We start from the raw sequence: 12159 nt of genomic DNA, 5'->3' as shown, positions 1-12159 counted from the left end.
AAATTTCAGGTCTCAGCACAACATTGCCCGGCTTATACACGCCGTGGACGTTGCCAAAGCTCGCCGCGATGCTGAATCTATCGCTGATTTTGCTTAGCCGCTCGTAGGCGAGCGCGACATCTGCGGGCTGGGTGTAAAGCCGCGCATTATCGACGCCGGTATTATCGACGCCGTCCTCTTCGCCGCCCGTGACGCCAAGCTCGATCTCAAGCGAAATTCCAAGATCGCTTAAAATTTCCAAATACTTCTCGCAGGTGGCTAAATTTAACTCCAAATCATCCTCGCTAAGATCAAGCATGTGCGAGCTAAACAGCGGCACGCCGTGGGCTTTTTTATGAGTGGTATTAGCTTTGATAAGCTCATCAATCCACGGAAGCAGCTTCCTTGGGGCATGATGGGTATGCATAATCACCGCAACGCCATAATGAGCCGCCAAAGCATGCACTTGATGTGCGCCTGCGATAGCGCCTAAAACTGCGGCATTAGGGCAAGTAGCGCCCGCATAAAACGCTGCGCCGCCGTTGCTAAACTGAATAATAACGGGCGAATTTGCAATTTTAGCGCTTTCCAAGACGGCGTTTATGGAGTTGCTCCCCACTACGTTTACCGCAGGGATCGCAAAGCCTTGCTGCTTCGCATACGCATAGACCTTACTTACGTCATCGCCGCTTAAAACGCCCGGTTTTACTATATCTAAAACGCCCATTTTTAGCTCCTATATTATTTATACTCGATTTTAGCGTTTTTGTGAAGATCTGCCGCTTTTTGCTCGACTACTTTCGCCGCTTTTTGCTGTCTAAGCACGCGCTCAATAAAAGGCTTTGCTTCGCTTTGACTTAACTGCTTTTTAGCTTGAGACTCCTCTTTTAATACGACGTGGTATCCGACTCTGCTTTTAATAGCTTTAGTAGTGATTTGACCATCTTTTATCTTAGAGATCGCATCGGCAAAAGGCTTGACCTGATCGCTAGGCATCCAGCCTAGCTCGCCGCCGGTTTGTTTAGCCTGCGGATCGATAGATTTGGCTTTGGCAAGCTCTGCAAATTTAGTAAATAGTGCACTGTCGCTAAGCCCTTTTAACTGCTTAATAATATCGTTTGCCTCAGCTTCGGTTTTAACGACGATCTGAGCCGCTTTGATTCTCGCAGGCTCGGTAAAGCGCGCTTTGTTTTTGTTATAAAAATCGGCTATTTCTTTATCATCAATATTTATTTTGCTGGCTTCTTTAGCCTGCCATACACGAAGTGCTAAGTTATCTTTTACGATTTCAAGCTCTTTTTTATAAACGTCTTCGTCCATAACGCCCGATTTTTTAGCTTCATCCGTTAGCAGCATCAGATCGATACCTTTATCGATAAGCTCCTTCTTTTGATCCGCGTTAAGAGCGGCGATATCTACATTGCCTATGCCTTGAAGTAGCGGAGCAAGCTCTTTTTCGGTTACGTCTTTGCCATTTACGGTAGCGTAAACGGTAGCGTTGAGGCTGATAGCGGCAGCCAAACTAAGTGCTGTAAATAAAACTTTTTTCATCATAATTCCTTAAAAAAATTTTAACGGCGATTATAACTCAAAGTTGTTAACAATCAAACTGTACTTTAGAATTTTAGGGTAGAATTCCGCCTTGAGGAAATGCAAATGAGAAGTAAGAAAGATATTTTAGAGATAAAAAAGAGAATTCTGCAAAACTTCGCAGAAGAGCGCAGCGAGCTGAAATTTAAAGACACTTATCAGCTTTTGGTCTGCGTGATGCTTAGCGCGCAGTGCACCGACAAGCGGGTAAATTTGATCACGCCGCGCTTTTTTGCGGAATTCCCGAGCGTTGCGGAGCTTGCAAAGGCCAATCTGGCGAGCGTTAAGCTGCTAATTAGCTCGTGCAATTTCTACAACAACAAAGCGGTAAATTTAATCAAAATGGCGCAGGCGGTGGTTCGCGACTTCGGAGGCGTCATTCCTCTAGATGAAGCGGGGCTAAAATCTCTTGCGGGCGTGGGGCAAAAGACCGCTCACGTCGTGCTTTTGGAGGGCGCGGGCGCAAACGTGATGGCGGTGGATACGCACGTCTTTCGCGTCGCGCATCGCCTGGGGCTGAGCCGTGCAAAGACGCCCGAGCTTACGGAGCGCGATCTTAGCGAGGCTTTTAAGACGGATCTCGGCAGGCTGCACCAAGGCATGGTGCTTTTCGGCCGCTACACCTGTAAAGCGATAAAGCCAAACTGCAAGGAGTGCTTTTTAAACGAGCTGTGCAGCAGCAAGGATAAGAATTTTCCGTAAAATTTAAGTCTATGTTCGCGAGTTAAATTTTACGGATTTAAATTTTATGAAATTTTACTTTTCGGGACCTACTGTTTTGCCAGCCAAGCCCGGTATCCTTCGCTTTTAATCACGTCCGCGATGCTTTTTACCATCTCCTGCGGCAAAAATTCAGACTTTTTATCGATGACGGACACTAACGCGTAAGTGCTATCGTAATCTTGCAGCTCCAAGCCAACGCGCACCAGCGTTTCGTATAAAAACGGCTCGTCTTTTTCGATGCTTACCGCATCATCGTTTAAAAATTCATAGATGAACGCAAGCTGTTTTTTATCGCCGATTTTTAAAAAATAATCGGCTAAATTCGTCGCACTTTTAATGATGATTTTGCGTAGCTCGTCTATCTGCTGCGCAGAGTAACGCTGGGTAATCAGCCGCCAATTTTCCGCCATCCTCGCCGCAACGATAGATAGCTCGAAGGCCTTGCCGCCATAGGCATATTTTTCGCTTTCATCGCCGATTTTTTCTATAGCCCCGAATTCGCTCACCATGTACTCGTATAGCTCCTCATCGCTGCCGCTGAAATTTTCTAAATATATCATCTCGGCGATAGTCTCGGAATTTTTGGGCAGATCGCCTGTATCTTCGACCTCCTGCTCTTCATTTTCTTCGTCCCAGGCGGCTTTTCTAGCTTCAAAAGTTTTAAAATCCACTAGCGGATTAGCGCCCTTTTTTACGAATTTAAAAAAGGCGGAAATATCGATCTGATGCTCATCTTCGCAAATTCCGTCCTTAAACATCAGCTCGCAATCTTCAAAAAATTCCCAACCATCAAGCGCGCCTAGGTAGCTTTGACCGATCCGTCCGTCTAGGACATAGACGCATTCGCTAGCGCTATGATCAGGCATTGCGTGGTCGTTTGAGACGATATACGGCGCTTGCGTTTTTCCAAAAACCTGCAACATTCCGTCGTTGTATTCACCGCTTATGCCCCAAAGCGCCGTTAGATTGCCGCCGATTGCGATAACGCCGTCCTGCGAATGCAGATAATTGCACGTCGTATCTTTAGCAACCTGTAAAAACAGATAATCATCATCGACGATATCGCCGCCGGTGGATAAATTTCCGTTAACAAACATCGCTCGTGCGGTATTTTTACCGCCCGCTTCGCTAAATTTATCCTCAAGCCATGCGGAATTTATCGTGCATCACGACAGGCTAAGATCGCCGTCAAACACCAGTACGTCAAAGCTACCATCCAAATATAAATTTGAGCCATATTTTTTCTCAAATTCATCATAAGGCAGTATAAAAACGGGTGGAATTTTGGTTGCGAAAGAGCTATGGTTTTCATATTGCTTTGCTTGTGATTTAACGATCTGCTCGCAGTTTTGTAGAAAATTTTTGATCTGGTTTTCCATTTTCATATCCTTTTAAATTTCTATTTCGGCAAGCAGCCCCGTCATATAGCCTGCGGAGCGAAAATTTGCGTTCTGCTTGCAGTTGCGAGTGCAACAAAGCAAAAATCTCTTTCAAAACCAGCGTAGCGACGCCGTAAGCGTAATTTCTATAAAGACGCTCAAAAGAAGGGTCACTACAAAATTTTAAAGGCGAAGTATTTTTTCTTTAGACTAGGCGGAAACGACGGAAGCGAAGGAGCGTATACGCAATACGTGACCGAAACCGACCGAGTTTCCAACGACGCATAAAGGAAAAAGACAAACCACCGCAAAAATTTAAAGGCGAAGCATTTTTGAGATAGATTTGAATGTTGTGTAGAAATTTTAAGTCAAGGCTAGACAGGTAGTCTGTCGCAGACTTAAAATTTCAAACTCATTCAAAGACGCTCAAAAGACAAGCCTTTCCAAACTACTGAAGTCTAGCGATGATGCTTCTTACGACTTCCGCCATCATCTCCACCGACGCTATCTCGCAGTGCTCGTTTACGGAGTGTGGCGAGTGGATGTTCGGGCCTATGGAGCAGGCTTGCAGCTCGGGCTGTTTTGCGACCAGTACTCCGCACTCAAGGCCTGCATGCACGGCAGCAAATTTGGCCTGCGGCTTTTGTTTTTGCAACTCCTCAAGCACCAGATGCGCGAAGTCGCTGATGCACGGAGCCCAGTTCGCCGAGCGGTCGGCTACTCTCACATCAAAGCCCAGCGCGCTAGCTAGCGTAGCGGTCTCAAAGCCAAGATTTTCGAGCCCCTCGCGCTTCATCGCGCGAGCGAAAAAATCAAACTTGATCACTTCACCCTTCTGCTTAACGGTCGAGAGATTTATGCTTTCGTTTACCATGCCAAGCTGCGTGTCGTAGCTACGCACGCCCTGGGCAAAGGAGTTGATGAGTGCCAAAATTTTACCGCTATTTACCAGCACGTCCGCTTCGCCCTCGCCCAGGCTCTTTACCCACGCAAGGCCGCGCTGTTTTGGCTCATGCGCACAGAGCGCCTTGCACACGGCGTTTGCGGGGATCGAGTTGCTCCTCTCGCCAAAGTCCAGGCTAATAAGCTCACAGCCCTCCTCGGTAAGAAATTTCGCTAGCAGCTTCGTTGCGTTTGGGATATTTTTGTGTATCTCGTTGCCCGAGTGCCCGCCGCTAAGCCCGGTGACGCCGATCTCGTAAATTTTACCGCTCTTTCTGACGCCTTGCGCGCCGATTTTTGCGCTCACGTTTATGCCGCCGGCGCAGCCTAGCGTCACGCGGTCGTCCTCTTCGCTATCTAAATTTAGCAAATTTGGCGATAGAATTTTACCCTTAAAGGCGTTTGCACCCACGAGCCCGACCTCTTCGTCATTGGTAAATAAGCACTCTAAATTTGCAAACTCCCGCATCGCGCCCATCATCATCGCCACGCCGATACCGTCGTCAGCGCCCAAGCTCGAGTTTTTCGCCCTTAGGATGCCGTTTTCTTCGATGAGCTGCAAATTCGGCGCTGCGCCCACGCAAACCATGTCGTAGTGGCTTTGCAGACAGATTTTAGGCTCGCCCTTTACGGCGTGAATGTTGCCCGCCTGATCGACGTTTACGCTAAAGCCCTGGCAGCGCGCAAAATCCACCAAAAACTCCCTCATCTGCTCCGTTTCGCAGCTACAGTGAGGTATCTCGCACAGCTTCTTAAAATCGTTCATAACCTCGTTTTTTTGCATGTTTGCTCCTTTTGAATTTATTATATCCGCGCGTTATTGCGACACGCCCGTTGAATTTAAAAGCAACCGCACTCGCTTAAGCGCTTGCGAAATTCAGCTAAATTTAAACGCGACCGCGCCGGCATAGAGCTTCCGCAAAATACGCGCAGAATTTCAATCGCGCTAGCTTACGCTGCAGGCAAGCTGCACAAAATGAAATTTTACGTAAAGTCGCATGAATTCTATCGAAATTTAGCAAGAATTTATTTAAAATTTAGTCCGAATTTTGCCGGGGATTTTTATTTTACGATTACGCCTTCATAGCCCGTTTTTGCGATCGCCTCAAGCATCGCGGTCGCGTTTGTATCATCTTTTGCTACGATGGTTGCTGTTTTGCTCTGCTGCGAAACCTTTGCGCTTATCACTCCTGGCGTTTGCAAAAGCGCCTTTCGCACGATCGTAGTGCAGAGCGGGCAGTGGATTTTTTCCACGTAAATTTTAACCTCTTTGTCGGCAAAAAGCGCCGTAAATCCAAGCATCAAAAACAAAATTTTACGCATAAAGCCCTCCTAAAATTTCGGGATATGTAAGCATAAAGGCAAGCAAGGCCCCTAAGAGCGCGTAGATCAGAATCCATTTTTTACGCCCGCTTTGCAGCGAGCATGCGCGCGGCTTTTTGAAAAAGAAAAATGCAGAAAGCGCGAAGCAAAAAAGCGCTAACGCAGAAAGTGGTGCACGGTAACCTTCCAGCGCCTCCGCGCCCGAAAAAATGGAAAAACTCGCGCCGAAAATCAAAAATAAAAGCGCGGGCAGGCAGCAAAACGTCGCCGCAACCGCGCTAAAAATCGCAGCGAATATCAGCCACAGACTGCGCGTGTTGAAGCGATTTTTGCCAGGATATTCTCGCTTTTGCGTCAAGGTTTCTTGCGCGGAATTTTCTAGTTTGGTTTTCAAATTTTGCCTTTTAATTATAATCTTGCCATAATCTTGTCGCACCGCAGCCTGCTTTTAGCGCGGAATTTTATCTGCAAATTTTAAATTTAAATTTCACCCTTCTAAGCGTCGTATGTTAGTCATTTATCGCTGAATGCGGCTATAAACCGACCGCGGCATTGCGCGGTGTCGCATAAAATAAATTTGCCAGTCCGCGGTGAGCCATGAAATCAAAGGCATAAATGTTCGCGTGCTGGTTCTTGATCTGCGTGAAATAAAGCCGCCAAAGCGCCACCAAAGTTTTAGTGGCTAAATCCCTGCACCGTCATCTCGCAATGGAATTAAATTTAGCAAATTCTATCACGACATAAACGCGACGTTGCTACTCGTAATCTCGTAGCGAAATTAAATTTATCTGCAGCCTCTGACTTTACTGCCTTTAGCTGCGCTTTAAATTTTACTTTCAAAGCCTGTTGTTGCCGCGTCGCGGTAGAAATCGATCTGATCTCTTTTGATGATGCGGATGTAGTCGGTGCTGCCGGGATGCCCGCTTTGAAAGCCCGCCGTCATCACATAGGTACCGTCCTCTTCGATGAGTCCGCGCTGCAGAGCCTCGCTTATGATACGTGCGAGCAGCGAGTTGATACTCGTTTTTTCCTTAACCATCGCGGGATTTACGCCCCACACGAGACTTAGCGCGTGCGCGGTCTGCTCGTCGTGTGCGATTGCGATGATGTCGATTTTGGCGCGGTTGCGTGCGAGTTTGATCGCCGAGCGCCCCGAGCCCGTGATCGAAAGTATCGCGCCCGCGCCCAGTCTTGCGGCGAGCGCTGCGGTGCTTGAGGTGATCATATCGGTCTCGTCGTAGAAATCGTAATCGTTAAATTTATCGTAAGGATAGATCTTTTCGGTCTCGCGGATCGTCTCGCTCATCGCGGCGACCACGGCTGCGGGGTTTTTGCCGATGGCGCTTTCCTCGCTTAGCATCACGGCGTCGGTGCCGTCGAGTACGGCGTTTGCGACGTCGCTGATCTCGGCTCTGGTAGCGCGCTCGTGCTCGGTCATGCTAAGCATCATCTGCGTAGCGGTGATGACGGGCTTTGAGCGGGCGTTGGCTAACGCTATGATGCGCTTTTGGATACGCGGAATCTCATAAAACGGCATCTCGATGCCCAGATCTCCGCGCGCGACCATTATGCCGTCGCTTGCTTCGATGATCTGCTCGATGTTTTCTACAGCGTCGAATTTCTCGATCTTGGCGTAAATTTTAGCCTTTGAGCCCAGAGAGTTTAAAATTTCGCGCACGCGCAGGATGTCGTTTTGCGACTGCACGAAGGAGATGCCTACGAAATTTACGCCGTGCGCCGCGCCCCAGCGCAGATCCTCGAGGTCTTTTTGCGTGATGACGTCGATATTTAGGCGGGTGTTTGGGAAGTTCACCCCCTTATTTGAGCTTAAAAAGCCGTCATTTTCGAGCACCGCTCGCACGCCTTGCTCGCTTACCGCGACTACCTTGGCACGGATCGAGCCGTCGTAGAGGTAGATAAACTCGCCTGCTTTCATCAGCGGCAAAATTTCTGGGTGGTTGATACACAGCTCGTATTCGCCTTCCGCGCTCTTTTTGCCGATTATTTCGCGAGGAAGGAAGGTGATTTTATCGCCCGTTTTTAGTTTAAAATTTTCCTCGAGTTTGCCGACGCGGATCTTTGGACCGCTGATGTCCTGAAAGACGCCTACGCGCACGCCCATGCTCTTTTCTACGGCGCGGATTTTGTTTAAATTTGCCTCGTGATACTCGTGCGTGCCGTGGCTGAAGTTCATCCTAAAGGCGTTGCAGCCCGCCTTTACCATCGCGCTCATCATCTCTTCGCTGTCGCTTGCGGGTCCGATGGTCGCTAGGATTTTGGTTTTTTTAAGCATCTTTTCTCCTTTAAATTTAAAATTTTATCGCCGCATTAGGCGAAATTTTACGCAAAATTTTGAAATTTCTAAATTTTAAAATTCGTTAGACGAAGGAATTTTAAAATTTTATGGCTCGAGAGAATTTTAGAATTCCTAAGGCACGGCGAAATTTTAAAATTTCATAGCTTGCAGTGCAGGTTAAATTCTAAAAATTCGCGTTTGAATGAAATTTTAAAACTCTCTAGATGTGAAGCGCGAGCAAAATTTTAAAATCCTCGCCGAAGTAAAATTTTAAAATTTTTGCCCGAGCAAAATTTAAAAATTCCTCTTTATTGCATCATTTCCGCGTCAAATTTTGCATCATCAAAGCTCGCTCCTAAATATTCGCAAGCACTTTTTGCGTCGCGAAGCGCGTTACCTAGGCAGCTCGTAGCGCCGGGGCTTGGGGTCATATTAAAGATAATCCCCGGATTTTCGCCTATTCTTGCTTCGCCTAAAAGCAGCTTTTTTTGCGAGTGTGAGATTACTTGCGGGCGCACGCCGCCAAAGCCCTTGGCGTAGTAAATATCCTCCTCGCGGATGCTAGGTATGATCTTGCGCGCATTTTTGATGAAAAGCTTTTTACCTAAAATCGGTATCTCAAAGCCTATATTGCGGATTAAGAAGTCCCTTACCTCGCTATCGCCAAAATTTTGCCAAATAACCTTGGCTACGTCCATGTCAAAATTTAATGACTGAAAAAATTCCGGCACCGAACGACAGCCCTTGTAGCGCTCAAGCTTCGGCAGTGTAAGTGCGGTAGGGCCAAATCTCGTGCAGCCGTCTGCGAGTAAATCCGGATCGCCGTGAAGCGCGGCAAATGGAAGCTTTGGGTTTTGCACCATGTAAACCTTGCCGTTTAGAAGCTTTTGCTTGGTTAGATAGAAGCTGCCCGCGATGCAAATCGTGCTAAGATCCTGCCCAAGCCCCATTTTGTGCGCTAGCCACAGCGAGTGAGCGCCTGCATCTACGACTACGAAATCGGCGCTTAGCGAGAGTCTATTTGCAGTGCGGATATAGAACTTATCGCCTACTTTAGTGATGTTTTGTACCTCGGTGTTTAGGTACAGATCGCAGGTTTTACCCTCCACGTTTTTAGCGTTTTGCACGAAGGAATTCGCCATCGCGCCGTAATCGATCGTCGTGTAAACTCCCGATTGCACGCCCATTGCTACGATATCCTCCGCTCGCTCCTCGCCGCGTCCGTCAAAAACTAGCTTGGGCTCGATTTTTTTGAGCTCTTCCTTGTCGAAAAGCTGCAAATACGGATAAAGCTCTTTAAATTTCTCAAAGCGCTCTTTAATTAGCTCTACCTCGCTTTCGCCCACGCCAAGAGCCATTTTCTGCCCCTGAAATAAAAATTTATTCTCATATCCGTGCTTTTGGCAATATTTCACGATCATATCCGCCTTGCGCTTGACTTCGGTTGCTTTTTGCAGGTCGTAGTTGGTCTCGATGTCGCCGCAATGAATCGTCTGAGAGTTTGCGCTGGCTTTAGAATTTAGCGTCGCAAGCCCTTCGTATTTTTCAAGTAGAGCGATATTTTTGATCCCGCTAAATTCTGCCAATACATATGCTAGTGCACTGCCCGTGATACCGCCGCCTATGATGATTACGTCGTAATGTTTTTCTTGCATGCCCTTTCCTTATCGAATTTGGCTGCAATTGTGCGAAAATTTCGCTTAAAAGCTAGTTATAAAAGCGTGAATTTAGATGATTTTATATAAAATTCGCACCATTTCATTTTGGGAGTAGTATATGAAAAAATTGATTCTTGTCGGATTAAGTTTGATTATAGCCACGTCGCTGTGGGGCGCGGATAAGAAAGTTTATCGCCTTAAGCTAGCTCAGACTTACGAGCTTAGTATGCCTATCGTAGGCGATGTCGCCAAGCGTATGGCAGATCTTGCAGATAGTATGTCTGATGGTAGGCTGAAAATCAGCATCGACACGCCCAGCAAACATAAAGCGCCTTTTGCGATCTATGATATGGTCAAAAACGGACAATACGATTTAGGCTATACTGCGAGCTACTATTATAAAGGCAAAAATAGCGCGAATATGCTGTTTACGACGGTGCCTTTTGGTATGACGAAAGATGAGCAACACGCTTGGTATTACTTTGGCGGGGGTAAGGAACTAGCGGATAAATTCTATGCTAAAAGCAATCTAAAGGTCTTTAATATCCTAAATAGCGGCATGCAGATGGGTGGTTGGTTTAAAAAAGAGATTAATACGTTAGATGATTTAAAAGGGCTTAAATTTAGAATTCCAAGCTTTGGCGGGGAGGTTATGAGCCGCCTTGGCGTCGCAGTCGCTACAATACCGGTAGGCGAGCTATATATGGCGCTAGAGATGGGCACCATCGATGCGGTTGAGTGGGCAAGTCCTAGCTTTGATATACCTCTAGGCTTTCATAAGGTCGCAAATTACTATTATACGGGATGGCAAGAACCCGCTAGCGAGCAGCAGATCGTGATAAATCTACAAACTTGGCAGAAGCTTCCTAAGGACTTGCAAAATATCCTAGAGGCTTCGATCGCTAAGGCGCGCGAATACGCAGAAAACGAGACGTTTTATAAAAACGTAATAATTTGGGACGAGATCAAAAAGAAATATCCAAACGTTCAGATTCGCTCTTTTTCGCCTGAAATTATGCGTGCGCTTCGCAAGGCGACGGATGAAATTTTAGCCGAAGAAAGCGAGAAAAATCCCGACTTCAAAGAGATTTGGGAGAGCCAAAAGGCGTTTTTAGCTAAAGCTAGAACGTGGACGAAGATGGGCGATTTTACATATATCGAAAAAACGGGCGACGTTGAAGCCGAGCAGAATTTTACCGCTTCGGTGAAAAAAATCTCTGTTCCTGAGCCCGTAAATAGCGCAGCCAGCGAGATAAATGCAAGCACTGCCGCACCAAAAAATGAGGATAATCAAACGAAATAGCGCTTCATTTTTTAGCTGCGTTTTTATGCCGCGCGGCTAAACTAAGCGCTAGATAAAGGTGTATGCGGCTTAAATTTGATCGGCAATTTAAGAGATTTAGGCGAGGCGCGGGTGATTAAAATGTAGGCGATTTGCTTATTTGCAGCTGCGTAGCTCGGAGTATCTTTAAAATTTTAATTTATGAAAGCGGCGATAAAATTTTATCGCTGCTTTAGCATTTAAATTAAGGCACAGAATTCGCATCGCTGCGTTTAAAGCCAAATTTAAAAGCCGCTCGGTCGCCGCCGCACAAGGCTAGAATTTTATCAAGCTCCAAGCCTCCTATCTTTTTGCTTTATTCTTTTATCTTTTGCGTTATTTAAGCTTGATATTCCGCCGTGCTCGTTTGCGGGCGACATCATGCGCGGGAGAATTTAATCTTGCTTTTTCATTTCGTGTAGTTAGCGGAGGGGCTTTGGCGAAGCGTGCCAATCTGAGATTTTAAATTAGTAGCGTTCATAAATTCCATATTTTAAAATTTCAGCACTTTTATCTTGCAAATGCCGCTTTTAAATGAAATTTGCTTCGGGGGTTTTCTTGCTAAATAAAAGCGGCAAACTTCAAATAAAATGGCAAAATTTTAAAATCTACACGCTTAAACATCACAAGTAGGGAGAATTTAAAATTTTGTCTTTCGGAGATTAAGTACAAAGCGCGTTAGAAAAAATTTTATAGGTTAAATTTCATTTTAAGCGATTGCAGATTTAAAGCTTGTGTGCAAATTTTAAAAGCCCACCTCGGCTGGAATTTATCACTAAACTAGACGGGCTCAGCCTTGGAATTTCACCGCGTCAATTTTAAAATTTTGTGCGAGTTGCGCCTAAAATTTTTAAAATTCAATTCTACCTGCTAGAACTCTTAAATTTCATGGCTTAGAATTTTGATGGAGAATTTTGCCGCAACGCTATTTCTTGAGATGCGATAAAA

The 12159-nt window shown here is 46.2% G+C and carries 11 protein-coding genes; 2 read left to right on the top strand and 9 right to left on the bottom strand.

Translation table 11 applies throughout. The features are described 5' to 3' along the window. A partial coding sequence (gene fbaA, locus Q0174_RS01340; RefSeq protein WP_298041152.1) for a class II fructose-bisphosphate aldolase occupies nt 1-706 on the bottom strand: 706 nt, incomplete at its 3' end. Nucleotides 707-720: 14 nt separating this feature from the next. Continuing rightward, a complete protein-coding gene (locus Q0174_RS01335; protein WP_297896504.1) occupies nt 721-1530 on the bottom strand; it encodes a peptidyl-prolyl cis-trans isomerase in 810 nt (269 codons plus the stop codon). Between the two features lie 105 nt (nt 1531-1635). On the opposite strand from Q0174_RS01335, the gene nth reads away from it, so the two are divergent. Beyond that, a complete protein-coding gene (nth, locus tag Q0174_RS01330) occupies nt 1636-2271 on the top strand; it encodes an endonuclease III (RefSeq protein ID WP_298041150.1) in 636 nt (211 codons plus the stop codon). Nucleotides 2272-2339: 68 nt separating this feature from the next. Here nth and Q0174_RS01325 read toward each other — a convergent pair whose 3' ends face one another. From Q0174_RS01325 to Q0174_RS01295, 7 genes are all read right to left on the bottom strand, one after another. Next, nucleotides 2340-3389, bottom strand: a complete 1050-nt coding sequence (locus tag Q0174_RS01325; RefSeq protein ID WP_298041147.1) for a hypothetical protein — start codon at nt 3387-3389, stop codon at nt 2340-2342. A 69-nt stretch (nt 3390-3458) separates the two neighbouring features. Continuing rightward, nucleotides 3459-3671, bottom strand: coding sequence for a hypothetical protein (locus tag Q0174_RS01320; RefSeq protein ID WP_298041145.1), 213 nt, complete (start codon nt 3669-3671; stop codon nt 3459-3461). A gap of 448 nt (nt 3672-4119) precedes the next feature. After that, entirely contained in the window at nt 4120-5397 is a 1278-nt protein-coding gene (locus Q0174_RS01315) for a M20/M25/M40 family metallo-hydrolase (RefSeq protein ID WP_298041143.1), read from the bottom strand. A 278-nt stretch (nt 5398-5675) separates the two neighbouring features. Then, nucleotides 5676-5936 carry a heavy metal-associated domain-containing protein gene (locus Q0174_RS01310; protein ID WP_298041141.1) on the bottom strand — a complete coding sequence of 87 codons (261 nt, stop codon included), beginning with the start codon at nt 5934-5936 and terminating at the stop codon, nt 5676-5678. Further along, entirely contained in the window at nt 5929-6330 is a 402-nt protein-coding gene (locus Q0174_RS01305) for an aryl sulfotransferase (RefSeq protein WP_298041139.1), read from the bottom strand. The genes Q0174_RS01310 and Q0174_RS01305 overlap by 8 nt, the downstream gene beginning before the upstream one ends. A gap of 429 nt (nt 6331-6759) precedes the next feature. Beyond that, complete coding sequence (gene pyk, locus Q0174_RS01300; RefSeq protein WP_298041137.1) at nt 6760-8229, bottom strand: pyruvate kinase; 1470 nt, start codon at nt 8227-8229, stop codon at nt 6760-6762. A gap of 311 nt (nt 8230-8540) precedes the next feature. Continuing rightward, nucleotides 8541-9887, bottom strand: a complete 1347-nt coding sequence (locus tag Q0174_RS01295) for an FAD-dependent oxidoreductase (RefSeq protein ID WP_298041136.1) — start codon at nt 9885-9887, stop codon at nt 8541-8543. 121 nt (nt 9888-10008) lie between these two features. Between Q0174_RS01295 and dctP the strand changes: the two genes are divergently transcribed. After that, nucleotides 10009-11193, top strand: a complete 1185-nt coding sequence (dctP, locus tag Q0174_RS01290) for a TRAP transporter substrate-binding protein DctP (RefSeq protein WP_298041134.1) — start codon at nt 10009-10011, stop codon at nt 11191-11193. Nucleotides 11194-12159 lie beyond the last annotated feature (966 nt).

This window comes from uncultured Campylobacter sp. (genome assembly GCF_937996225.1).
Classification (GTDB): domain Bacteria; phylum Campylobacterota; class Campylobacteria; order Campylobacterales; family Campylobacteraceae; genus Campylobacter_B.
This window is presented reverse-complemented; position numbering and strand designations above follow the sequence as displayed.